The organism is Agrobacterium sp. ICMP 6402 (genome assembly GCF_009498615.1).
Taxonomy (GTDB): Bacteria; Pseudomonadota; Alphaproteobacteria; order Rhizobiales; family Rhizobiaceae; genus Agrobacterium; species Agrobacterium burrii.
Window position 1 is genome coordinate 844,676 of record NZ_QSNV01000001.1, and the last position, 22,772, is coordinate 867,447.

General features: G+C 59.4%; 28 protein-coding genes. 17 read left to right on the top strand and 11 right to left on the bottom strand.

The features are described from left to right. Positions 1–73: 73 nt before the first annotated feature. The 3 genes from DXT96_RS04255 to DXT96_RS04265 all read left to right on the top strand — a co-directional run bounded on the left by DXT96_RS04255 (position 74) and on the right by DXT96_RS04265 (position 1,442). Entirely contained in the window at positions 74–715 is a 642-nt protein-coding gene (locus tag DXT96_RS04255) for a TetR/AcrR family transcriptional regulator (protein ID WP_153513603.1), read from the top strand. A gap of 251 nt (positions 716–966) precedes the next feature. Next, complete coding sequence (locus tag DXT96_RS04260) at positions 967–1,128, top strand: hypothetical protein (RefSeq protein WP_153513604.1); 162 nt, start codon at positions 967–969, stop codon at positions 1,126–1,128. Next, a complete protein-coding gene (locus tag DXT96_RS04265; protein ID WP_153513605.1) occupies positions 1,125–1,442 on the top strand; it encodes a DUF6105 family protein in 318 nt (105 codons plus the stop codon). Before DXT96_RS04260 ends, DXT96_RS04265 begins: the two co-directional genes overlap by 4 nt. On the opposite strand, the gene ruvX is transcribed toward DXT96_RS04265, so the two are convergent. Beyond that, positions 1,394–1,873, bottom strand: coding sequence for a Holliday junction resolvase RuvX (ruvX, locus tag DXT96_RS04270; RefSeq protein WP_149897723.1), 480 nt, complete (start codon positions 1,871–1,873; stop codon positions 1,394–1,396). The two genes, DXT96_RS04265 and ruvX, sit on opposite strands and share 49 nt — an antisense overlap. A gap of 14 nt (positions 1,874–1,887) precedes the next feature. Then, complete coding sequence (locus tag DXT96_RS04275) at positions 1,888–2,190, bottom strand: alkylphosphonate utilization protein (RefSeq protein WP_149897722.1); 303 nt, start codon at positions 2,188–2,190, stop codon at positions 1,888–1,890. A gap of 84 nt (positions 2,191–2,274) precedes the next feature. Here DXT96_RS04275 and DXT96_RS04280 point away from each other — a divergent pair, with 84 nt between their 5' ends. The 3 genes from DXT96_RS04280 to gatA all read left to right on the top strand — a co-directional run bounded on the left by DXT96_RS04280 (position 2,275) and on the right by gatA (position 4,928). Then, positions 2,275–2,979, top strand: coding sequence for a metal-dependent hydrolase (locus DXT96_RS04280; protein WP_149897721.1), 705 nt, complete (start codon positions 2,275–2,277; stop codon positions 2,977–2,979). 125 nt (positions 2,980–3,104) lie between these two features. Next, positions 3,105–3,392: an Asp-tRNA(Asn)/Glu-tRNA(Gln) amidotransferase subunit GatC gene (gene gatC / locus DXT96_RS04285; protein WP_003521472.1), complete on the top strand. Its 288-nt coding sequence runs from the start codon at positions 3,105–3,107 to the stop codon at positions 3,390–3,392. Positions 3,393–3,446: 54 nt separating this feature from the next. Beyond that, positions 3,447–4,928, top strand: coding sequence for an Asp-tRNA(Asn)/Glu-tRNA(Gln) amidotransferase subunit GatA (gene gatA / locus DXT96_RS04290; protein WP_153513606.1), 1,482 nt, complete (start codon positions 3,447–3,449; stop codon positions 4,926–4,928). A 60-nt stretch (positions 4,929–4,988) separates the two neighbouring features. Here the strand turns inward: gatA and DXT96_RS04295 are convergent, their stop codons facing one another. Then, positions 4,989–5,246 (bottom strand): YjhX family toxin, encoded by a 258-nt coding sequence (locus tag DXT96_RS04295; RefSeq protein WP_149897719.1) that lies wholly within the window; start codon positions 5,244–5,246, stop codon positions 4,989–4,991. 274 nt (positions 5,247–5,520) lie between these two features. Here DXT96_RS04295 and DXT96_RS04300 point away from each other — a divergent pair, with 274 nt between their 5' ends. After that, complete coding sequence (locus DXT96_RS04300) at positions 5,521–6,030, top strand: GNAT family N-acetyltransferase (RefSeq protein WP_153513607.1); 510 nt, start codon at positions 5,521–5,523, stop codon at positions 6,028–6,030. Here the strand turns inward: DXT96_RS04300 and DXT96_RS04305 are convergent. Beyond that, the gene (locus DXT96_RS04305) at positions 6,012–6,344 is read right to left on the bottom strand and encodes a DUF1294 domain-containing protein (RefSeq protein WP_153513608.1); all 333 of its coding nucleotides are present in this window, start codon (positions 6,342–6,344) and stop codon (positions 6,012–6,014) included. The two genes, DXT96_RS04300 and DXT96_RS04305, sit on opposite strands and share 19 nt — an antisense overlap. A 150-nt stretch (positions 6,345–6,494) precedes the next feature. Between DXT96_RS04305 and gatB the strand changes: the two genes are divergently transcribed. The 5 genes from gatB (at position 6,495) to DXT96_RS04330 (ending at position 10,259) form a co-directional block, all read left to right on the top strand. Continuing rightward, complete coding sequence (gene gatB / locus DXT96_RS04310; RefSeq protein ID WP_153513609.1) at positions 6,495–8,000, top strand: Asp-tRNA(Asn)/Glu-tRNA(Gln) amidotransferase subunit GatB; 1,506 nt, start codon at positions 6,495–6,497, stop codon at positions 7,998–8,000. A 215-nt stretch (positions 8,001–8,215) separates the two neighbouring features. Then, complete coding sequence (locus DXT96_RS04315; RefSeq protein ID WP_153513610.1) at positions 8,216–8,713, top strand: GNAT family N-acetyltransferase; 498 nt, start codon at positions 8,216–8,218, stop codon at positions 8,711–8,713. Continuing rightward, entirely contained in the window at positions 8,710–9,183 is a 474-nt protein-coding gene (locus DXT96_RS04320) for a GNAT family N-acetyltransferase (RefSeq protein WP_153513611.1), read from the top strand. The genes DXT96_RS04315 and DXT96_RS04320 overlap by 4 nt, the downstream gene beginning before the upstream one ends. A 110-nt stretch (positions 9,184–9,293) precedes the next feature. After that, positions 9,294–9,692 (top strand): NADH:ubiquinone oxidoreductase subunit NDUFA12, encoded by a 399-nt coding sequence (locus DXT96_RS04325; RefSeq protein ID WP_046800275.1) that lies wholly within the window; start codon positions 9,294–9,296, stop codon positions 9,690–9,692. A gap of 129 nt (positions 9,693–9,821) precedes the next feature. Continuing rightward, on the top strand, positions 9,822–10,259 hold the full coding sequence (locus tag DXT96_RS04330) for a DUF2155 domain-containing protein (protein WP_153513612.1): 438 nt from the start codon (positions 9,822–9,824) through the stop codon (positions 10,257–10,259). A 15-nt stretch (positions 10,260–10,274) separates the two neighbouring features. Here DXT96_RS04330 and aat read toward each other — a convergent pair whose 3' ends face one another. The 5 genes from aat to DXT96_RS04355 form a co-directional block, all read right to left on the bottom strand. Then, positions 10,275–10,889 carry a leucyl/phenylalanyl-tRNA--protein transferase gene (gene aat / locus DXT96_RS04335; RefSeq protein WP_153513613.1) on the bottom strand — a complete coding sequence of 205 codons (615 nt, stop codon included), beginning with the start codon at positions 10,887–10,889 and terminating at the stop codon, positions 10,275–10,277. A 6-nt stretch (positions 10,890–10,895) separates the two neighbouring features. Further along, positions 10,896–12,242, bottom strand: a complete 1,347-nt coding sequence (accC, locus tag DXT96_RS04340; protein ID WP_149897711.1) for an acetyl-CoA carboxylase biotin carboxylase subunit — start codon at positions 12,240–12,242, stop codon at positions 10,896–10,898. Between the two features lie 12 nt (positions 12,243–12,254). Then, positions 12,255–12,734 (bottom strand): acetyl-CoA carboxylase biotin carboxyl carrier protein, encoded by a 480-nt coding sequence (gene accB, locus DXT96_RS04345; protein WP_149897710.1) that lies wholly within the window; start codon positions 12,732–12,734, stop codon positions 12,255–12,257. 25 nt (positions 12,735–12,759) lie between these two features. After that, positions 12,760–13,197, bottom strand: coding sequence for a type II 3-dehydroquinate dehydratase (gene aroQ / locus DXT96_RS04350; protein ID WP_153513614.1), 438 nt, complete (start codon positions 13,195–13,197; stop codon positions 12,760–12,762). A 124-nt stretch (positions 13,198–13,321) separates the two neighbouring features. Then, a complete protein-coding gene (locus DXT96_RS04355) occupies positions 13,322–14,089 on the bottom strand; it encodes a DsbA family protein (RefSeq protein ID WP_153513615.1) in 768 nt (255 codons plus the stop codon). 173 nt (positions 14,090–14,262) lie between these two features. Here DXT96_RS04355 and DXT96_RS04360 point away from each other — a divergent pair, with 173 nt between their 5' ends. After that, complete coding sequence (locus DXT96_RS04360; protein WP_174373114.1) at positions 14,263–15,420, top strand: pyridoxal phosphate-dependent aminotransferase; 1,158 nt, start codon at positions 14,263–14,265, stop codon at positions 15,418–15,420. 16 nt (positions 15,421–15,436) lie between these two features. Here the strand turns inward: DXT96_RS04360 and DXT96_RS04365 are convergent, their stop codons facing one another. Beyond that, a complete protein-coding gene (locus tag DXT96_RS04365) occupies positions 15,437–16,120 on the bottom strand; it encodes a winged helix-turn-helix domain-containing protein (RefSeq protein ID WP_153513617.1) in 684 nt (227 codons plus the stop codon). Between the two features lie 74 nt (positions 16,121–16,194). On the opposite strand from DXT96_RS04365, the gene DXT96_RS04370 reads away from it, so the two are divergent. The 3 genes from DXT96_RS04370 to DXT96_RS04380 all read left to right on the top strand — a co-directional run bounded on the left by DXT96_RS04370 (position 16,195) and on the right by DXT96_RS04380 (position 17,733). Continuing rightward, complete coding sequence (locus DXT96_RS04370) at positions 16,195–16,521, top strand: NIPSNAP family protein (protein WP_149897706.1); 327 nt, start codon at positions 16,195–16,197, stop codon at positions 16,519–16,521. Further along, a complete protein-coding gene (locus tag DXT96_RS04375; protein ID WP_153513618.1) occupies positions 16,518–16,883 on the top strand; it encodes an antibiotic biosynthesis monooxygenase in 366 nt (121 codons plus the stop codon). Before DXT96_RS04370 ends, DXT96_RS04375 begins: the two co-directional genes overlap by 4 nt. A 145-nt stretch (positions 16,884–17,028) precedes the next feature. After that, the gene (locus DXT96_RS04380) at positions 17,029–17,733 is read left to right on the top strand and encodes an SDR family oxidoreductase (RefSeq protein WP_153513619.1); all 705 of its coding nucleotides are present in this window, start codon (positions 17,029–17,031) and stop codon (positions 17,731–17,733) included. A 95-nt stretch (positions 17,734–17,828) separates the two neighbouring features. Here the strand turns inward: DXT96_RS04380 and DXT96_RS04385 are convergent, their stop codons facing one another. After that, positions 17,829–20,774, bottom strand: a complete 2,946-nt coding sequence (locus DXT96_RS04385; RefSeq protein ID WP_153513620.1) for a ribonuclease E/G — start codon at positions 20,772–20,774, stop codon at positions 17,829–17,831. 645 nt (positions 20,775–21,419) lie between these two features. Here DXT96_RS04385 and DXT96_RS04395 point away from each other — a divergent pair. Beyond that, positions 21,420–22,691, top strand: a complete 1,272-nt coding sequence (locus DXT96_RS04395) for an N-acetylmuramoyl-L-alanine amidase (protein WP_153513621.1) — start codon at positions 21,420–21,422, stop codon at positions 22,689–22,691. Positions 22,692–22,772: the final 81 nt, after the last annotated feature.

Sequence of the window (22,772 nt, forward strand, 5' to 3'; positions counted from 1 at the left end):
CAGCCACATTGTTCTTCCCTTCATGCTTTGTTAACCCCTGTGGTCAGGCCTTTTAGAACACGGGTAGGGAATCATGCTGGCGAGTGCAGAGGCGATTTCAGCCGACAGACCGGAAAAACGTATCAAGGATCGCGCTCAGACCGAGAAAGCGATTTTTGAGGCGGCGCGGTCGCTGCTTGCCGAAGAAGGCTTTCAGGGCTTCGGTATCAATGCGGTTGCCCGCCGCGCCGGTTGCGACAAGCAGCTGATCTATCGTTATTTCGGCGGCCTTGACGGTTTGATCGAGGCAATTGGCGAGGATCTCGGCTCCTGGGTGAAGGATCGCATTCCCGAAGACACCGGCGGTATGTTCCTTCTGACCTATGGCGATCTCATGGAAAAGCTGGCGCTTTATTTCATGGATGCGCTACGCAGCGATCCTCTCGTCTGCAAGATCATCGCCTGGGAAGTCTCGGATGGCTCGCCACAGGTCCGTCAGCTGGCCGAGGCCCGCGCCAAGTCGCTGGGCAAGTGGCTGGAGCGCATGCGTGGTTCGCTCGCGGCTCCGAAGGTGGATACCGCCGCAGTCAATGCCGTGCTGTTCGCCGCCATCCAGCACCTCGTCATTTCCGCTGCCACCAGTGGCCAGTTCGCCGGTGTACCGCTGAAATCCGAGCGGGACTGGGAGAAGATCACCACGGCCGTCAAAAGGCTGGTGCGCGGCGTCTACGGCTGAAACCGCTGCCGGGTTGGGGGAGACTGCAATCCCTGCGCAAGCGCCGTATTAAAGAAAAATAAGTGATGTTTTCACCGGGCCGGCAACCGCCCGCCGCATCTGCCCGTTCACGCAGATACGCGTTTTCCACATGCCGCCCGCCCGCCATTAACCATAATGACAGCTTTCAATTGCGTCGCCATGGCTGCCGGTCCAGTGTGAATTAACGAAAAGTTAACCATGCGCAATGACTGCGCATAAGGGAGCCGCAAGTGAGCCGCTGGACAGCTTTGGGCGTCATGATGACGTTTTTTGTGATGCTGCCGTTGGATATCGACGCGCCGGCGCTGAACCTCTGCCTGATGGCAGCGGTGCGCTGGGCGGTGCTTGCCGGCATTCCCGATACGGTTTTCGCGCGGGGGCAGGCGGCATGAAGTGGTTTCTGATCCTGTGGGCAGGTCCCGTCGCATTGCTGGGCAGCTGGTACTGGCTTTCCTATTACGACATGAGTTTCGGCTTTTACATGTTGACGCGCCAGACGCATGATCTGGTATTCCAGATTTACGGCAATATTCTCGGCCTGCCGCCGGAAAGCCTGCCGCCGCTGGTGGCGCGCGCCATCGCGGTCGATAGCCTGATCGTTTTTGCTATCCTCGGTTTTCGCAAGAGGAAGCAGATTGCCGCCTGGTGGCAGGGCCGTCAGTCGACGGCGCGGGCGAGTGCCGAAAGCCTGTCCAGCGCACCCTGAAGAATGAAGCTGGCGGCTGCCGAATCGATGCGTTCGGCCCGCTTGGCGCGTGAGACATCCATTTCCAGCAACGCGCGCTCGGCCGCGACCGTGGAAAGCCGCTCATCCCAGAAAATAAAGGGCAGGGCGGTTTTTTCGCCCATGGTGCGCACGAAGGCGCGTGTTGCCTGCACGCGCGGCCCGGCCGAGCCATCCATGTTCATTGGCAGACCGATGATGAAGGCGGCAACCTTCTCCTTTTCGGCAAAGGCCAGCAGCACTTCGGCATCCCGAGTGAATTTTACCCGCTTCAAAACGGGGCGAGGCGTCGCGAAGCGCCGCGACAGGTCCGACATGGAAAGCCCAATGGTTTTCGTGCCAAGGTCGAGACCGGCAATCGCCTGTGCGGGCTGAAGCGTTTCCGCCAGTTCCTCGATGGTGAGTATCGCCATGTCTCGCGCTGCCTTTATCGCTTGCGGACGAATTCGGTGCGCAGCACCAGACCCTTGACCGCATCATGCCTGCAATCGATCTCTTCCGGATTTTCGGTGAGCCGGATCGACTTGATGACGGTGCCCTGCTTGATGACCGTGTTGGTGCCTTTGACCTTCAGGTCCTTGATCAAGGTTACGGAATCGCCGTCCGCCAGCACATTGCCGGCTGCATCGTGCACTTCATTCGCGCGAGCCGCCTCGGCGGCCACTTCGGAAGCCGGCCGCCATTCGCCAGACGCTTCATCGTACACATAATCGTCATTGTCAGCGGCCATTGTCGCCTCTCTTAAATACAGGTAGTGCGGTTTCTCAAGTCGTCCTATGTCATACTACACCGGCAATACAAAGGAGAACTTCCCATGAAAATCACCTGGCTCGGCCATTCCGCCTTCCGCCTCGAAAACGGCGACGCGAAGATCCTCATCGATCCGTTTTTCACCGGCAATCCCGGTTTTGCCGGACAGGACGGAAAAACGGCGGCCGAAGGCATCACCCATATTCTCCTGACCCATGGCCATGGCGACCATGTCGGCGATACCATTCAGCTGGCTCGCGAAACCGGCGCCACGGTGCTTGCCAATGCCGATCTCGCCGCATGGCTTTCCTCGAAGGGTGTTGCGAAGGTCGATATGGGCAATACCGGCGGCACGGTGCATTTCGACGGGTTTTCCGTCACCTTCACCAATGCGCTGCATTCGTCTGCCCAGCTCACCGAGGATGGCGTTTCGCATTCGCTCGGCAATGCGAACGGCCTGATGCTGCATTTCGAAAATGGCCCGGCCGTCTATCACATGGGCGATACCGATATCTTCTCCGACATGAAGCTCATCAATGAATTGCATCAGCCCGATATCGGCCTCGTGCCGATCGGCGACCGTTTCACCATGGGTGGTGCTGTGGCCGCACTTGCCTGCCAGCGCTTCTTCAAGTTCCAGAATGTCATCCCCTGCCACTACGGTTCCTTCCCGATCATCGACCAGACGCCGGAGAAATTCGTGGCCGGCATGGAAGGCGCGGAAGCCCGCGTTCATACGCCGAAGGCTGGCGAAACGCTGTCCTTCTGACATTTTGCTAGAGCATATCGTGAACGCAAAACCGTGACACAGTTTGCAACGACATGCTTTCTACCGTTGCGAAGGACGGACATGGTGATTATAGCGGTTAGGAAAATTCTGACCGGAGTAGAACCATGTCCGTCGATCTCGCCACCGTAAAGCGCGTTGCGCGCCTTGCCCGTATCGCTGTCAGCGAAGAAGAAGCACAGAATATGCTCGGCCAGCTAAACGGCATACTCGGTTTCGTGGAGCAGCTTTCGGAAGTGAATGTCGATGGCGTCGAGCCAATGACATCCGTGACCCCGGTGGACATGAAAAAACGCGCCGACGTGGTGACCGACGGTAACAAGGCGGAAGACATCGTCGCCAATGCGCCTGCGACCGACCGGGATTTCTTCATGGTCCCGAAAGTGGTCGAATAAGCGACCGCCTCTGCCGCCCGATTTTTCCGAGATTTTCGAAAGCCGTTGCCGACCATGACCGACCTGACGAGCCTGACCATTGCCGAAGCCCGCGAAAAGCTGAAGGCGAAAGAATTTTCCGCCCTCGAGCTGACCGACGCCTACCTCTCCGCCATCGATGCGGCCAACGGCTCGCTGAACGCCTATGTCGTGACGACGCCTGAAAAGGCCCGCGACATGGCGAAGGCCTCCGACGAACGTATCGCTGCCGGCAAGGCGGGCGAGCTGGAAGGCATTCCGCTCGGCGTAAAAGACCTTTTCGCCACCCGCGACGTGCACACGCAGGCATGTTCGCATGTTCTCGATGGCTTCAAGCCGAAATATGAATCCACCGTCACCCAGAACCTCTGGGATCAGGGCGCTGTCATGCTCGGCAAGCTCAACATGGACGAATTCGCCATGGGCTCGTCCAATGAAAGCTCCTGGTATGGCCCGGTCATCAACCCATGGCGCGCCAATGGTTCCGAGCAGAAGCTGGTTCCCGGCGGTTCCTCCGGCGGCTCGGCCGCAGCCGTCGCTGCGCATCTGTGCGCCGGTGCGACCGCAACCGACACCGGCGGCTCCATCCGCCAGCCGGCGGCCTTCACCGGCACAGTCGGCATCAAGCCCACCTATGGCCGCTGCTCGCGCTTTGGCATCGTTGCTTATGCTTCCTCGCTCGATCAGGCCGGCCCGATTGCCCGTGACGTGCGCGACGCGGCGATCCTGCTGAAGACAATGGCGAGCGTCGACTCCAAGGATACGACATCCGTAGACCTGCCGGTGCCGGATTACGAAAAGGCCATCGGCCAGTCGCTGAAGGGCCTGAAGATCGGTATTCCCCGCGAATACCGCGTCGACGGTATGCCGGAAGAGATCGAAAAGCTCTGGGCCAAGGGTGTCGAGTGGCTGCGCGATGCCGGTGCCGAGGTTGTCGATATCTCGCTGCCGCATACCAAATACGCGCTTCCCGCCTATTACATCGTCGCACCGGCGGAAGCCTCGTCCAACCTTGCCCGTTATGACGGCGTCCGCTACGGCCTGCGCGTCGACGGCAAGGATATTGCCGACATGTACGAAAAAAGCCGTGCGGCTGGTTTCGGCAAGGAAGTCCAGCGCCGCATCATGGTCGGCACCTATGTGCTGTCGGCCGGTTATTACGACGCCTATTACCTGAAGGCGCAGAAGGTCCGTACCCTCATCAAGCGCGATTTTGAAAACGTCTTCCATGAGGGTGTCGATGCTGTTCTCGCGCCGATCACCCCGTCTTCCGCCTTCGCGGTCGGCGATGAGGAACTCGCCTCTGATCCGGTGAAGATGTATCTCCAGGACGTCTTCACCATCACCGTCAATATGGCCGGCCTTCCGGGCCTTTCGGTGCCCGCCGGCCTCGACGGCAAGGGCCTGCCGCTCGGCCTGCAGCTCATCGGCAAGCCTTTTGAGGAAGAAACGCTGTTCAAGACGGCACACGCCATCGAGCAGGCAGCGGGCAAGTTCACGCCGGCCAAGTGGTGGTGAACGCCTGAACAAGGGCGTTGGAGAAATTGGACGGGCGGCATCAAGTGCCGCCCGTTTTTTTCATCTGTTGTCCAGCTCACCCCTTACGAGTTCCAGTCCGCGGGTGGTGATGCGGTAGGGCTTGCCGGCGGAAGAGGCTATCGCTCTTTTCCGTTTCAGTTTGCGGAAGGTAAGCAGGTCGAGGCCACTGAAAATCCAGCCGTCGCGGGTATAAAGCGCGATCTTTTCGATTTTATGGTGGTCGTCTCGAACGAGTTCAATTCTGCCGCCCTGGGCGAGCAGGTGAAGAATGCGCTGTTCGGCGCGGGAAATGTCCATTTTTGGAAGTCCGGTCGGCGTCTTTTGGACGCGTGAAAGCAAACCCGGGTGCCGTTAGGGCATCCGGCTCGGTTTCATCTGGCCCGGCGCGCAAGAAACTTGCGGGCAGGGCCGTTACCGGGACTCCGATTGAGCGAACATAAAAACTCCGTTATTGCCCGTTCTGGTTAGCGGGCAAGGCTGGCATGGTCAAGTCCGCAGCGCACCCCGAAAAACCATACTGGCCGAATCGCGCCGCCGATGTTTTACTCGCCATGGCCATGGAGGGCGCGGCTTGATCGTCATTCGCAATGCGCATGAGCAGGAAGCGGAGGCCTTAGCGGCCATCGGTCTCAGGGCCTGGCGGCAGGCAACCGCCGCACTCGGCATCACCGCGACGCTTTACGACAATGCTTCCAGCGCTTTTTCCAATTTCACCCGTTCGTCATGGCTTGCCATTCGCGTGGCGGAATTTAGCGGCACGGTTGCCGGATGGGCGGCGCGGGAGCATTTTGACGAGACGATTTCCGATTTCTGGATTGATCCGGATTTTCAGCGCCGGCAGGTCGGCAGCCTCCTGCTCGCTGATATTGAACGGTTGATAGCGGACAGGGGTTTCGAAGCCATCCGGCTGGAAACCCACGCGCAGAACGAACCTGCCGTCGCCTTTTTCCGCCACCACGGCTACAGCGTCCGCTGGCTTTCCGTTTCCTATGCGCCGAAGCTTGATCGCGACGTGCAATCCGTCGGTCTGCAAAAGCAGCTTGTCGAGGTCGAGAGCGGCCTCTACGGGACGGAGTTCTGACTGAGACCTATCAAGCTGTTCAGAAGGCGCGGCGGCCAGTCCGGCAGGATTGCCACTGACGCAACAAGGCCCGCCTGTAAGATCACGATGGAGAGCAGAATGCTGCGAAAGGGTTCCTTGCGCGTTTTGTGCCGCAGCAGGCGTTGAGCCGAAATTGCGCCGATGCTGCCGCCCACAAAGGCGAGCCCCAGCAATGTGCTTTCGCGAATGCGCCAGCCGCCATTCCTCGCCGCTTGCCTGTCCCACCAATAGACAAGAAAGACGACAAGATTGAAGGCGACATAGATCATGAAACACAGGGCGATCATCGTCATGATGTGAATTGAAAATCAGACGCGTAAAAATTACGTATGCAGAGCGCCGAAAATCCGGCGCTTCGTGCGACAGGGCGCAAGATGTCTTGCGCCCGCGCGCCATATGTTCTACCCACCAGAGCCAAAGAACCCGTATATCGTGAGCTTCATATGACCCTTGTAGACGTGCGCACCCCTGATCCGAAACGCTTCATTCCCGGCGCCACCGGCGATTGGGAAATCGTGATCGGGCTGGAAGTCCATGCGCAGGTTCTCTCCAATTCCAAGCTGTTTTCCGGCGCTTCCACTACCTTCGGCAATGCGCCGAATTCCAACGTGTCGCTGGTGGACGCCGCCATGCCCGGCATGCTTCCCGTCATCAACGAGGAATGCGTCGCCCAGGCGGTCCGTACCGGTCTCGGCCTGAAGGCGAAGATCAACAACCGTTCGATCTTCGACCGCAAGAACTACTTCTATCCGGACCTGCCGCAGGGCTACCAGATTTCGCAGTTCAAGGACCCGATCGTCGGTGAGGGCATCATCACCATTTCGCTCGGGCCGGACCGTCAGGGCAATTTCGAGGATATCGAGATCGGCATCGAGCGCCTGCATCTGGAGCAGGATGCCGGCAAGTCCATGCATGACCAGCACCCGACGATGTCTTTCGTGGACCTCAACCGTTCGGGCGTGGCGCTGATGGAAATCGTGTCCAAGCCGGACATGCGCTCGTCGGACGAGGCCAAGGCTTACCTCACCAAGCTGCGCTCCATCGTGCGTTATCTCGGCACCTGCGACGGCAACATGGACGAAGGCTCGATGCGCGCCGACGTCAACGTCTCCGTGCGCCGTCCGGGCGAAGGTTTCGGCACGCGCTGCGAAATCAAGAACGTCAACTCCATCCGCTTCGTCGGCCAGGCCATCGAATATGAGGCACGCCGCCAGATCGCCATTCTGGAAGACGGCGGCGCCATCGATCAGGAAACCCGCCTGTTCGATCCCGGCAAGGGCGAGACGCGCTCCATGCGCTCCAAGGAAGACGCGCATGACTATCGCTACTTCCCAGACCCGGACCTGTTGCCGCTCGAATTCGACGATGCTTTCGTCGAGGCGCTTAAGGTCGATCTGCCGGAACTGCCCGACGACAAGAAGGCCCGTTTCGTGGCCGATCTCGGCCTGTCGGTCTATGACGCCTCGATCCTCGTGTCGGAAAAGGCGATTGCCGATTATTACGAGGCCGTCGCCGCCGGTCGGGATCCGAAGGCCGCCGCCAACTGGGTCATCAACGATCTTCTCGGCGCGCTCAACAAGTCGGGCAAGGATATCGAGACGACCCCGGTTTCGCCGGAACAGCTCGGCGGTATCATCGATCTCATCAAGGCCGAGACCATTTCCGGCAAGATCGCCAAGGACCTGTTCGAAATCGTCTGGAATGAAGGCGGCAATCCGGCCGAAATCGTCGAGACGCGCGGCATGAAGCAGGTGACGGATACCGGGGCCATCGAAAAGGCCGTGGATGATATCATCGCCGCAAATCCCGATCAGGTCGAGAAGGTCAAGGCGAAGCCCGCTCTCGCCGGCTGGTTCGTCGGTCAGGTCATGAAGTCCACGGGCGGCAAGGCCAACCCGCAGGCCGTGCAGGCGCTGGTGAAGGCCAAGCTCGGCATAGAGGACGAATAGTAACTGCGGGCCGGAGTGGCCATCAGTAAAGGTTGGAGAGACCGCACGCCTCTCCTCCGTCATCCTCGGGCTTGTCCCGAGGATCTAACGACCCACAAGATCAAACGTGATTAGATCCTCGGGACAAGCCCGAGGATGACGTCGAGATTGGGGGACTGACATCGCTTACTGCCGGGATAACACCCGGCATTTCTGTTTCCAGACGGAGCCAAATCATGTTTTTCATCCGCACGGCAAGCCAGCGCGATATCGAACCTGTCCGGGCGCTGCTCGCCACAACCTGGCATGCGACCTATGACCCGATCTACGGCGCAGAAAAGGTGAGCGAGTTGATTGCCGCATGGCATTCGCCGCAGGCTATGAAAGACCGTGTTGCGAAAAAGGGCGGCGAATTTCTGGTGGCTGATGATGGCAAGCGGATCGGCGGCATGGCCTATGGTTCGATGTCCACCAAGATGGCGAAGACGGCCCTGCTGCACCAGCTTTATGTCGCGCCCGACCTTCAGCGGCAGGGCGTCGGCCGCGATCTCTTCGCGGAACTCGAAACCTGTTTCCCGGATGCGGAAATCATGCGTCTCGAGGTCGAGCCTAAAAATACTGTCGCAATCGCCTTTTATGAAGGCGTCGGTTTTGCCGAAGTAGACCGAATCGAGCGCATGGCCGGCATCGAGGGTTTACCCGGTATCGTGATGGAAAAGAGCCTTAAACGATGAATCAGACGTTAGAAAAACTGATCATTCGCACGGCGCGCGAAGACGATCTCCCGGCACTCGCCGCCATTTTTGCTGCCGACGAGATCGGCGGTCACGGTGACACCGCCGACGAATCGGCGCAGCCCGACTATCTTGCGGCCTTCCGCGCCATTGCCGCATCGCCCAGCGAAACGCTCTATGTCGCGGAACTGGATGGCGAGGTGGTCGGCACTTTCCAGACCGCCATCCTCACCAAGCTCGTGGGGCGAGGGGCCAAATCCATGGTGATCGAGGCGGTGCAGACACGCTCCGACATGCGCGGTCGTGGCATCGGCGCGGTGATGATCAATTATTGCCTTGCGGACGCCCGCCGTCAGGGCATGAACGCCGTCCAGCTCACCTCCAACATGGCCCGGCTGGATGCACATCGCTTCTATGAGCGGCTGGGTTTCGAGAAGCGGCATTTAGGCTTCAGGATGAAGCTGAAATAGCGCCGATATATCTCGAAATGCTGGACAATTGCCGTGAGGGGCGGCATAAGCATGTCTTGTGCCGTGCGATTTAAAATCGCTGCAGCGCATTCAAGCCCGAGGAACGGATAATGAAGACTCTCCTGACGCAAATCTTCACCTGGTGGAACGGCCAAACGATCGGAACGCGGTTTCACACCTGGCGTTTTGGCAAGAAAGTCGGACAGGACGAGTTGGGCAACACCTATTACGAAGGCGGCACCACCTCCTGGGGCATGCCGCGCCGCTGGGTGATCTATAATGGTTATGCCGAAGCCTCGGCCATTCCGCCCGGCTGGCATGGCTGGATGCATTACCGCACCGACGTGCCGCCGAGTCAGGAAAGCTATGTGGCGCGCGACTGGCAGAAGCCGCATCAGCCGAACCACACCGGAACGTCCAAAGCCTATCGCCCTCAAGGGTCGCTGGCCGTTGCCGGCGAGCGCCCGCGCGTGACCGGCGACTACGACGCCTGGACACCCGGCAACTGAGTCTGTGATGCGCGGTGTTGTGCAAAACGCCGCGCTTGATCTCGGCCTCACCGGTTTTTGCCACATTCCGCCCTTACGCGTTGATCCGGTCGGCGTCTCGACACAGGCAAATATTTGGAGACATATCGTATGAGGAAAATCACGCGGGATCGTTCTTTGCGTGCGCTGACAGTGTCGCTGTTCGCAGCGGTTTCTGCTGTCATCCTCGTATCGCCCGTCTCCGCTGCCCGTCTGGAAAACCGCGTCGCGGTGTTTTCCGGCATCGACAAGATCACCGGCCGCATCACATCCTTTGACGTTTATATCGACGAGACGGTGCAATTCGGCGCGCTTCAAGTGACGCCGAAGGTCTGTTATTCCCGCGACCAGACGGAAACCCAGAAGATCGACGCTTTTGTCGAAGTTGATGAAATCACGCTCGACCGCAAGATTAAGCGCATTTTCACCGGCTGGATGTTTGCCGACAGCCCCGGCCTCAACGCCGTTGAGCACCCGATTTACGACGTCTGGCTGACGGGCTGCAAGCCGGACTCGGAAGTCCCGGCTCCCTCAACGGCAAGCAAATAACCTAACGCAAATTATTCAGAATTGCAGGCTGGGCCGGTTGACGGCAAGATCCAGTATCTTTGCATATTCCTGCTTCGGCACATCGATGGCGCCGAATGTCTTCAGATGTTCGGTGGTGAATTGTGTGTCGAGCAGCACGAAGCCGCTAGATTTCAACCGCTCCACCAGATGCACGAGGCAAATCTTCGAGGCGTTGGTGCGGCGGGAAAACATGCTTTCGCCGAAAAAGGCAGCGCCGAGCGAGACACCGTAAAGGCCGCCCACAAGTTCCTTGCCATCCCACGCCTCGACGCTGTGCGCATGACCGATCTGGTGCAGCTCGGTATAAAGCTTGCGGATGGTGGCATTGATCCACGTGCTCGGCCTGTCCGGCGCTTCCGCCGCACAGCCCGCCATGACAGCTTCGAAGGCGGTGTTGAAGCGTATGTCGAACGGCTTCTTGCGTATTGCCTTGGTGAGGCTTTTGGAAACGTGAAAATCATTGAGTGGGATGATGCCGCGAATCTCCGGCTCGACCCAGAAAAGTTCCGGATCGTCAGCCGAATCGGCCATGGGAAACAGGCCGGCGGAATAGGCGCGCAGCAGAATATCGACCGTTATGTCGTTATTTCTGCTGCGCCGCCCAGCCATATCGTCTTAGTGAGACGCGTCACCGGCCAGGTATTTTTCCAGCCAGTGAATGTCGTAATCGCCATTGAGAATATCCTCGTTCTGGAGGAGATCCTGGAAAAGCGGCAGGGTGGTCTTGATGCCGTCGACGACGAACTCATCCAGCGCCCGGCGAAGGCGGCGAATGCACTCGTCCCGGTCGCGGCCATGAACGATCAGCTTGCCGATCATGCTGTCGTAATAGGGCGGAATCTTGTAGCCCTGATACGCGCCCGAATCGACGCGAACGCCAAGGCCGCCCGGCGTGTGGAAATAGGTCAGCGTGCCGGGTGAGGGAACGAAGGTGCGCGGGTCTTCGGCATTGATACGGCATTCGATGGCATGACCATGGAATTCGATATCCGCCTGCGTCACCGACAGGCCCTGGCCCGAAGCGACGCGGATCTGTTCCTGCACGAGATCCATGCCGGTGATCGCTTCCGTCACCGGATGCTCCACCTGCAGACGGGTGTTCATTTCGATGAAATAGAACTCGCCGTTTTCATAGAGGAACTCGATGGTGCCGGCACCGCGATATTTCAGCTTGCGCATGGCGTCAGCGCAAATCTCGCCGATCTTCATGCGCTGTTCAACCGTCAATGCCGGCGAATTGGCTTCTTCCAGCACCTTCTGGTGACGGCGCTGAAGCGAGCAGTCGCGCTCGCCAAGGTGAATGGCAGCGCCTTCACCATCGCCGAAAACCTGCACTTCGATATGGCGCGGCTTGCCGAGGTATTTTTCCATGTAGACGGCGTCGTTGCCGAAGGCAGCCGCCGCCTCGGAACGGGCAGTCGCAACCGCCTCTTCCAGGTCTTCCTCGGTCTTCGCCACTTTCATGCCGCGACCGCCGCCGCCTGCCGTCGCCTTGATGAGGACCGGGAAGCCGATCGTCCGGGCAATTTCCAGCGCGTTTTCAGGCTTCACTTCGCCGTCAGAACCGGGAACGACGGGGATGCCGAGTTGCTGCGCCGTCTGCTTGGCGGTGATCTTGTCGCCCATGATGCGGATATGTTCGGCGGTCGGTCCGATGAAGGTGATGCCGTGCGCGTCGAGAATATCGGCGAACTTGGCGTTTTCCGACAGGAAGCCGTAACCGGGGTGAACGGCGTCCGCACCGGTGATTTCGCAGGCCGCAACGATCTGGTGGATGTTGAGGTAGCTGTCACGCGAGGGCGGCGGGCCGATGCACACGCTTTCGTCGGCAAGGCGCACATGCATCGCATCCGCGTCGGCCGTGGAATGCACGGCCACCGTGGGAATGCCAAGCTCCTTGGCGGCGCGCAGGACGCGCAGCGCGATCTCGCCACGGTTGGCTATGAGGATCTTCGAAACCATGCTGAACCGCCTTTATTCGATGACCACGAGGGCTTCGCCATACTCCACGGGCTGCGCGTCGTTGACGATGATTTCCACGATCTTGCCGGATTTGGGCGCGGGGATCTGGTTCATGGTCTTCATGGCCTCGACGATGACGATGGTCTGGCCTTCCTTGACGGTCGCGCCCACTTCGATGAAGGGACGGGCGCCCGGAGCAGGCGAAAGGTAGACCGTGCCGACCATGGGCGAGGACACGGTGTTGGCCGGGTTGCGGGCAGGTGCTGCGGCGGCCGCAGGCGCTGCGATCGCCGGTGCTGCGGCAGGCGCTGCTGCCGGTACTGCGTAAGGGGCGGGCGCCGCGGCATAGACCGTGGCGGGCGGCGCGGCGCGGGAGACGCGGATGCGCAGGTCGTCCTGCTCCACTTCGATTTCCGAAAGGTCGGTATCGTTGAGGATATTCGCGAGATCGCGGATCAGTTCCTTGTCGATACCCTGTTTCTTTTCAGACATGACAAACCCTATTCTTTGTTTCTTTTTATGCCGTGATGTTTTTCAGCGCGTGAAGCGCCATGATATATCCGTATGGTCCAAAACCGCAGACCATGCCTTTCGCAGCAGGTGATACCATCGATTTGTGACGGAACTCTTCCCGCGCGTGGATGTTGGAAATGTGCACTTCCACGACCGGTGTGGAAATCGCACGAATGGCGTCGTGCAACGCAATCGAGGTGTGGCTGTAGGCGCCGGGATTGATGACGACGCCCACCGCCCGCTCGCCCGCCTCTTGCAACCAGTCCACGAGCACGCCTTCGTGGTTGGACTGGCGAAATTCAACCGCGAAACCGAGATCGGCACCAGCCGCAAGACAATCATTCTCGATGTCTTTCAGCGTCTTGCCACCATAGATACCCGGTTCCCTTTTTCCCAGCATGTTGAGATTGGGGCCATTGATGACGATGATGATGTTGCTCATTCACGTTTCCATAAGAAAATCAGCGACACCTATAGACTGCGCAGCCGTCAAGGAAAAGCCCCCGCAGGCCGTAAACAGCCGGGAGGCCCGGCATCCACAGGCAATGCGGGAGCTTTTTTGACAATCAGGAGCAGGTGGCTTTTCCACAGCTGCGCATATTGGCGATTTTTTCCTTCAGCGGGTCCGCACCGACGGCACCGAAAACCGCCTCGTCGCCGACGATATAGGACGGCGTGCCGGTGATGCCGAGGCTGTTGGCCAGCTTGTAGGTTTCCTGCACCTGCGCGTCATTGGGGTTTTCCGCCATCGACTTGCGGATATCGACTTCTTTCAGGCCGAGCGAGGTGGCGACTTCCATGGCGCTGTCCTCATTCGCCCGTCCGCGGCCGCCAAGCAGGGTGCGCTGGAATTCGGGGTACTTGGCAGGCGCCAGGAGCTTCACGGCGTTGGAGACCCGGTGCGCGGCAACCGATTCCGGCCCGAGGATCGGGAATTCCTTGAGAACGACGCGCACTTTCTTGTCGCCCTTCAGGATCGTGTCCATGTCGCCCATGGCGCGTTTGCAATAACCGCAATTATAGTCGAAGAATTCGACCAGCGTGACGTCACCGTCGGGATTGCCGAGCGCCAGATCGTATTTCGATTCGAAGATGGTCTTCTTGTTGTCGGCAACCGCTTCCGCCGCCTTGGCGTTGCGGTTCGCATATTGCTTGCGCTCCAGCGCGTCCTGAACCTCAAGCATGATCTCGGGGTTTTCGATCAGATATTGCTTGATGAATTCGCCCATTTCCTTCTTCTGCTGTTCATCCAGCGCATGGGCGGGCAGGGTGGCAAATACCGTGGAAAGCGCCGTCACGCTGGCGAGAAGGGCGGAACGTAGAAAATGCGCCATATCGGTCCTCATTCTGTGCGGCCGGAGCCTCTTGAAATCTTATGAAGGCAATTACCTTACTTTAAGCCAAATGCCATACGGCAAAAATACTTGTCCGCATTATGATCGCATGATTGTGAAGATCGTGATTCTGCGGCAAGTCTGCGAAATACGGTTCAGGAAAGAGCATGCCCTTGATAACGATCTCGAAGCGGAGCGCCGTCGAACCCTTTCACGCCATGGACATCCTGGCGGAAGCGAACAGGCGCAGGCAGGCGGGACGCCCCGTCATTTCCATGGCGGTCGGCCAGCCTTCCCATCCCGCGCCGAAGGCCTCGCTGGAAGCCGCGCAGGAGGCGCTGAAACACGGCCGCATTGGCTATACCGACGCTCTGGGCCTGCGCGAGTTGCGTGAAGCGATCGCCGGTCACTACCGGCTGCGCCATCAGATCGCTGTCGATCCGGCTCGCATTGCCGTGACGACAGGGTCTTCCGCCGCCTTCAATCTTGCCTTCCTCAGCCTTTTCGATGCCGGCGATTCCGTCGCGATCGCGAGGCCAGGCTATCCCGCCTATCGCAATATTCTGAAAGCGCTTGGCCTCAATGTCGTGGAAGTGCCAGTTACGGCTGAAACGGGCTACACGCTGACGCCTGCCAGCCTGGAACGGGCGGAGACCAAAGCCGGCTTAAAGCTGAAGGGCGTGCTTCTGGCAAGCCCGGCCAACCCGACCGGCACCGTTACGGGCCGTGAGGCGTTGAAGCGGCTGGCGAGTTATTGCGAAAGCCGCGACATGGCCTTCATTTCAGATGAAATCTACCATGGCCTCACCTTTGTCGGTGAAGAGACCAGCGCGCTCGAAATCACCGATAGTGCGGTGATCATCAATTCTTTCTCGAAATATTATTGCATGACCGGCTGGCGTATCGGCTGGATGGTCCTGCCGGAAAATCTCGTCCGCCCGGTCGAGTGTCTCGCCCAGAGCCTTTATATCTCCCCGCCGGAACTGTCCCAACTCGCCGCGACCGCAGCCTTTTCCGCGGCGGAGGAGCTGGATGTCTACAGGGAAAGCTACCGCACCAACCGCGACTTCCTGATGGCGCGCCTGCCGGAGATCGGCTTGCCGCTGGCATCGCCCATGGATGGGGCTTTTTACGCCTATGTCGATACCAGTCGCTATTCCAATGACAGCATGGATTTTGCCAAACGCATGCTGGCGGAGATCGATGTGGCGGCGACGCCGGGCATGGATTTCGACCCCGAGGAAGGCCACCGGGCACTGCGCATTTCTTATGCGGGTTCAGTATCTGACATTGCCGAGGCCGTGGGGCGTATCGCGGGCTGGCTGAAATAAGCCAGCTCACAGGGCATCAGGCGGGTGTACAGCCAAAAGTGCTGTTGAACGCCTTTTCGCCCTTGGCGGTGAAGGTCAGCACGCGGCCGTTTCCGCGCCGCAGCCAGTCGCGCTGCTGCATGGCGTCGAGCAGCGACGCGCCAAGCCCGCCGCCGAGGTGATGGCGGCGCTCGCTCCAGTCCAGACAATGCAGGCAGACCGGGCGTCTGGCCTTTTCTAGCGGCGAAAGGTCGATGCCGAAGCCTGAGAAGAAATCGCGCCCGCTGTCTGTCAGGACGGGCTCGTCACCCGGTGTCACGAGCCCGCTCGCAGTGATGGCCGCAAGCAGTGCCACACCACTTTCCCCGGCCAGATGATCGTAGCAGACACGCGCCTCGCGCAGCGCCTTGTCCTTCGGTCCGGTTCGCACGCGCACTGCGCCCGTGCGCTGGGCAAGCCCCATCAGTGCTTCCAGAACCTGCGCTACATCCTCGTCGGAGAGACGGAAATAGCGATGACGGCCCTGTTTTTCCGCCTTCAACAACTGTGCATCGGAGAGTTTCGACAGATGCCCGCTGGCGGTTTGCAGGGTGACACCAGCGGCTTCGGCAAGCTCGCTTGCCGTCAGCGCACGTCCATCCATCAGCGCCGTCAAGATGTTGGCGCGGGCAGGGTCGCCGATCAGGGCGGCGACATTGGCGATCAAGGGTCCGTCTTTCATAGTTCGATGATAGCCGAAGCATTGATGCGAGGCAATGGCTTATACGGGAGAGGCAGAACACGAGGAGAAAGACGATGCTGACCTGTTTCATCCGCTATGAGATCGACCCTTTCAAGGTCGATGCTTTCGACCAATATGCCCGCAACTGGGGCGAAGCGATACCGCGCTGCGGGGCTGATCTCATCGGTTATTACGCACCGAAGGAAGGATCGAACACCATTGCTTACGGTGTCTATAATATCGAAAGCCTCGCCGCTTACGAAGCCTACAGGGCACGGCTCGCCGCCGATCCGGCTGGACGGGAGAACTACGAATTCGCCCGACGCGAACAATTCATCCGCCGTGAGGACAGGCTTTTCCTGCGGCTGGCTTCCGCTCCCCATGCCGGAGGTGGACGATGATCGCCGTTATCTTCGAGGTCTGGTCAGCTGAAGGCGAGAAACAGCATTATCTCGATATCGCCGCCAGCCTGCGCGCTGAATTGGAAACCATTGACGGTTTCGTTTCGGTTGAGCGGTTTCAGAGCATCAGCAATCCGGACAAGATGCTTTCCCTGTCGTTCTTCCGGGATGAGGAGGCGGTGAAGGCGTGGCGCAATACCGCGCCGCATCGCGCCGCACAGGCCATGGGGCGCTCCGGCGTCTTTTCCAACTACCGGCTGCGCATCGCTTATGTGATGCGGGACTACGGCTTGCAGGAGAGGGAAGAGGCGCCACCGGACAGCAGGCAGATCCATTCGGCGGATATGGAGGTGCCACGCTGACAAACCGTCAGCATCAGTTTTTCTTCATGCCGGCCCAAGGCTTTCTGGTTCGAACTCGTTTCCGAAACCCGCTATAGATGAGGCGGGTTCTGGATGGACAAGGATCGCCACGCGGCGGTTCGCCGAATTGAAAATGGAGAAAACGATGTCGGCAGAAAAAGTAGCTGTAGTAACGGCAGGTGGCAGCGGGATGGGGGCCGCCGTAGCGAAACGGCTGGCGGCGGATGGTTACAGGCTCGCGATCCTGTCGTCTTCGGGCAAGGGGGAAGCGCTGGCGCAGGAACTGGGCGGCATCGGCGTCACGGGCTCCAACCAGTCGAACGACGATCTCCAGCGCCTCACGGATCTGACACTCAAAAAATTCGGCCGTATCGATGTGCTGGTCAACAGCGCCGGACATGGCCCGCGCGCCTCCATCCTCGATATTACCGATGAGCAATGGCATACGGGTCTCGACGTCTATCTCATGAACGTCATCCGCCCGACCCGGATCATCGCTCCGGTCATGGTGAAACAGAAGGCGGGCGCGATCGTCAACATCTCCACCGCCTGGGCTTTCGAGCCGAGCAGCATGTTCCCGACATCGGCCGTCTTCCGCGCCGGCCTTGCCTCTTACACCAAGATTTTTTCCGATACCTATGCCGCCGACAATGTGCGCATGAACAATGTCCTGCCCGGCTGGATCGACAGCCTGCCCGCCACGGAAGAACGCCGTCAGGGCGTGCCGATGCAGCGTTACGGAACAAGCGAGGAGATCGCCGCAACCGTGGCGTTTCTCGCATCCGAAGGGGCAGGTTACATCACCGGCCAGAATATCCGGGTTGATGGCGGTCTGACGCGGTCCGTCTGAGGGTCGGAATGTAAATCCTGTACGACGAAAACAAGACTTCCGGCATAAAAAAAGCCCGCAACATGGTTGCGGGCTTTTTGTTTCAGTCTCTTCTATCAGAAGAAGCCTTTGCGCTGCCACCAGCCGCCCTTGCGCGGCTTCGGCTCGTCGCCGTCGGGGTTCGCAGGCGAACCGGAAGAGGTCACAACCGGTTCCGAACTCGAGACATTGGTGCCCCGGTTGGCGCGGGTCTTTTCTTCCGTTGCAGGTGCGTCTGCCTCCGCTGCCAGATCGGCCGATGCTTCACCGACCTCTTCAATGGCGACTTCGGCGACGGTTGCTTCAACAACGACCGGCTCGACGATCACCGGCTCAACCGTTTCGACAGCCTGGGCTTCTACTTCAGCCTTCGGCGCTTCTTCGGTTTCGGTCTTGGCTTTCGCCTTGCGGGTGCGGCGCGGTTTCTTCGGCGCTTCTTCTGCGACGACGTCGGCAACCACACCTTCTACCACGTCGGCGGCGGTCGGCTCTTCCGTCACGGTCGCTGCGACTGATGCGGTCGCTTCGACAGAAACTTCTTCGCTTTCGCCTTCCGTCTCGCCTTCGTCACCAGCTTCGCTGCCTGCAGCATCGAGAGCGTCGTCCCGGTTGCGGCGGCCGCCACGCTTGCCGCGACGACGGCGCTTGCGCTTGCCGTCCTCGTCGGAGTTTGCGGCTTCGTTCACGCCGTTTTCGTCGGCATCACCGTCGGTGTCATCGGCTTCGACGCTGTCGTCGTCGCCATCAACATCATCGGCGTCATCGTCGGCCTGCGCATCAAGAGCGCCGTTCTGGTCGTTCTGTCCGCCCTTGCCACGACGACGGCGGCGACGCTTGCGCTTGCGCTTGCCGTCTTCACCATTTTCGCCCTGCTGCTGCTGGCGCGGTTCACCGGCAGGAGCAGCCTTGACGATTTCTTCCTCGTCTTCATCCTCATCGGCCTCGATGACGATATCGTCTTCCTCTTCCACGAAGCTCGGAAGCATCTGGATGAGGCTTTCGATCTTCACGGGATTTTCGACGGCTTCACCACGATCGATGGCGAAATGCTGCGCACCGACGCTGGCGTCAGCAGCAATGATGATCGACACGCCGAAGCGGCCTTCATAATCGACGATCGTGCCGCGCTTGTGGTTGAGCAGGTAAAGCGCCGTTTCCGGCGTGCAACGCACGGTGATGTTGTGGGTAGTGTTGCGCAGCAGATATTCCTCGACACCGCGCAGCACATGCAGCGCGACGGAGGATTCCGAGCGTACATGGCCCGTGCCGCCGCAATGCTGGCAGACTTGCGTGGTCGATTCCAGCACCGAAGCGCGGATGCGCTGGCGCGACATTTCCAGAAGGCCAAAATGCGAGATGCGGCCGACCTGGATGCGCGCCCGGTCGTTTTTCAGGCAATCCTTGAGCTTCTTCTCGACGGAGCGATTGTTACGCTTCTCTTCCATGTCGATGAAGTCAACAACGACGAGACCGGCAAGGTCGCGAAGGCGCAGCTGGCGCGCCACTTCTTCCGCAGCCTCAAGGTTGGTCGTCAGCGCTGTTTCTTCGATGGAATGCTCGCGGGTCGAACGGCCCGAGTTCACGTCGATGGCAACCAGCGCTTCGGTCTGGTTGATGATCAGATAACCGCCCGATTTCAGCGTTACCTGCGGCTGCAGCATCCGGTCGAGCTGGGCTTCGATGCCGGAGCGTGAGAAGATCGGGTGAATGTCGCGGTACGGCTGAACCACCTTGGCATGGCTCGGCATCAGCATCTTCATGAAGTCTTTCGCTTCACGATAGCCTTCTTCGCCGGAAACGATGATCTCGCCGATATCCTTGTTGTAGAGATCGCGGATCGAACGCTTGATCAGCGAGCCTTCCTCGTAAACGAGGCAGGGAGCCGTCGAATTCAGCGTCAGCGTGCGGACGTTTTCCCACAGGCGCATCAGATATTCGAAGTCGCGCTTGATCTCGACGCGGGTACGGTTGGCGCCGGCGGTGCGCAGAATGACGCCCATACCCTGCGGAACTTCCAGATCGCGGGCGATTTCTTTCAGGCGCTTGCGGTCGGTCGGCTGGGTGATTTTGCGGGAAATGCCGCCGCCACGCGCCGTGTTCGGCATCAGCACGGAATAACGGCCGGCAAGCGACAGATAGGTGGTGAGGGCGGCACCCTTGTTGCCGCGTTCTTCCTTGGCCACCTGCACCAGAAGAATCTGGCGGCGCTTGATGACTTCCTGAATGCGGTACTGCTTGCGCGGCTTGCGAGCAACGCGATCTGGAACCTCTTCCATGGCGTCTTCGGCGCCGACGGATTCGATCACTTCCTTTTCGTGATGATCGTCGTCATCGTCGTCATCATCGTCATTGCCGCGGCGAAGACCTTCGACTTCTTCGGAAATCGTATCGGTATCGACCATCGCGGCCATCTCACCGCCGGTGCTGCCGTCTTCCTCGGAAGATGCTTCAGCGGCTTCGGCTGCGGCTTCTTCTTCCGGTGTCTTCTTCTTGACGCGCGGGCGACGGACGCGCTTCGGCTTTTCTGCCTTGGCGGGCGCTTCCTCGACGGCCGCAACCGCAGCCTCCCCGGAGACTTCCTCGGCTGCAGGAGCGATTTCTTCCGTCACCACGACGTCCGTAGTCTCGCTGGCGGCAACAATGCCGACATCGGGCTGGTCAACCTGCGAAAGATCAACCGTCGGCGCGCCGGGTTCAGGGGCATCAGCCGATTCGAAGTCGTCGCTGCGGCGATGATCCTCGGCTTCGGCCTTCAGCAGAGCCTGACGGTCGGCAAGCGGGATCTGGTAATAATCCGGATGGATTTCCGCAAAAGCGAGAAAGCCGTGGCGATTTCCACCGTAATCGACGAAGGCCGCCTGAAGCGAGGGTTCAACCCTCGTCACCTTGGCAAGGTAGATATTGCCGCGGATCTGTTTCTTGTGTTCCGACTCGAAATCGAATTCCTCGATCCGGTTCCCACGGACAACGACTACGCGTGTCTCCTCTTCGTGGGAGGCGTCGATAAGCATTTTGTCTGCCATGTAAGCTGTGCTCCTCGGCGCAGCCTTGTTTTATACGAGAACAGGCCCGCCACACGGACGAGCCTTTCATATGAGTGCAAGGATGTGCCGGAAATGAAGTCTCCTGCCGGGCTTCTGTAAACTGGCAGCATCCGGACCGACGGCGAGGCGCTTGGCCTGCTCCTGGTATCCGGTTCATGTGAAAACTGCTGCGACATCATTGGCCAGGCGGAACGACAATAATATATAGACCCCTTGGGGTCCGATGAATTTGCTCTCCTCAGAGCAGCGGTGGTAGGGCCACCGGGTAGGTCTCCGGCCACGGCCGGAATTGATCCAGTTTCAGGATAAATGTAACGACGGCAGATGATTGCCCGTTTTGCAGCGCCAGCGTCTTTTTCGATTGGCAGCCGGCGGGCATCTATCCCGTCAACACTTTTAACCCTCACCCTTGTTGTATGTTTTCTCTGTCATAATAGCAATAGGCTGGCTAAATATGCCATATTATTGGTGGAATTTCCGGGTTAACAATTGGTTCACCAAGGCCTGCGATTGTGGGGCGCAAACGCGCAAACAAACGCCTAGCGTGGTCGAAACAGTGCTGTTCCCGGTGCTTTTCCGCTCCATTTATCGAAAACGACTGAAATACGGAATTTCTTGAAGGCCATGAATTTCACGCGCAGCGCAGAGATATCAGGTGGGGCAGGGCCGCTTGGCGTGCGAATCGCGCGGCTTGCGCGTGCCCTCGTCGTTCCGGTCTTTCTTTCTGCCATCACCGTCCTTTCCGGCGTTCCGCAGGCCTCTGCGCTTGAACCGCTCATCGTCAATCAGGCGCGCATCATTGGCGATGAGGCGCGCACGCGCATCGTTCTCGATTTTGCCGAAGAGCCGGAATTCGATGTTCACTATCTCGATTCGCCAGCCCGCATCGTCGTGGACTTTCCGGCGGTGAATTTCGCCTTTCCGACATCCGACCTCAAGCCGACAGGCCTTTTTTCGGACATCCGCTTCGGCAGCATGGGCCAGAACAGCGCCCGCATCGTGCTGACGGCCAAAAAACCGGTGCAGGTGACTGTGGCCGAAACGAAAAAGGGCGAGGATGGCGCAGCTTTCCGTTTCGTGCTGGACACGGAAATCACCACCAAGGCCAAATTCGCCGAACTGGTAAAAACGCAGCAATGGCAGTTGCCGGCACCCGTCACCACTGCCGCGATCACCCCCACCGACAAGACTTCGCGGCAGGCGGAATTCGTCATCGCGGTCGATGCCGGCCATGGCGGCATCGATGCCGGTGCGACAGGCGGCACGACCGGTACGGAGGAAAAGGTCATCACGCTGACCTTTGCGAAGGAACTGGTGGAGCGGCTGAACCGGGAGGCCGGTATCAAGGCATTTCTGACCCGCGATTCCGATACGTTCCTCGCTTTGTCAGAGCGGGTGACGATCGCCCGGCAGAACAACGCCAACCTGTTCATCTCCCTGCATGCCGATACGCTGAAGCAGAAGGGCATCCGTGGCGCCACCGTCTACACATTGTCTGATCGGGCATCGGACCGGCAGGCGCAGGAACTGGCGGAGCGCGAAAACAAGTCCGACCAGATCGCCGGTGTGGCTGCCTCCACCGAGCCGCCGGAAGTCGCCGATATCCTGCTCGATTTCACCCGCCGCGAAACCCAGGCCTTTTCGGTGACGCTGGCCGAAAACATCGTCTCCTCCTTCGAGGGGCAGGTGGGCCTCATCAACAACCCGCATCGTTACGCCGGTTTCATGGTGCTGCGCGCCCATGATGTGCCGTCGGTGCTGCTGGAACTCGGCTTTCTTTCCAATCCGGAAGACGAAAAACTGCTTCTCGATGCCGAATGGCGCAAGAAGGTCGCCGATACGCTGGCGACGGCGGTCGGTCGGTATCGCGCAAAAGCCGTGGCGAATGGCGGCTGAAGCATCAGGTGGAGACGGCACGATCCTGTTGCCGCCTTGCCATTGCAGTTCAAAAAGCTGTTCAATTCTTGGGCCTTGCGG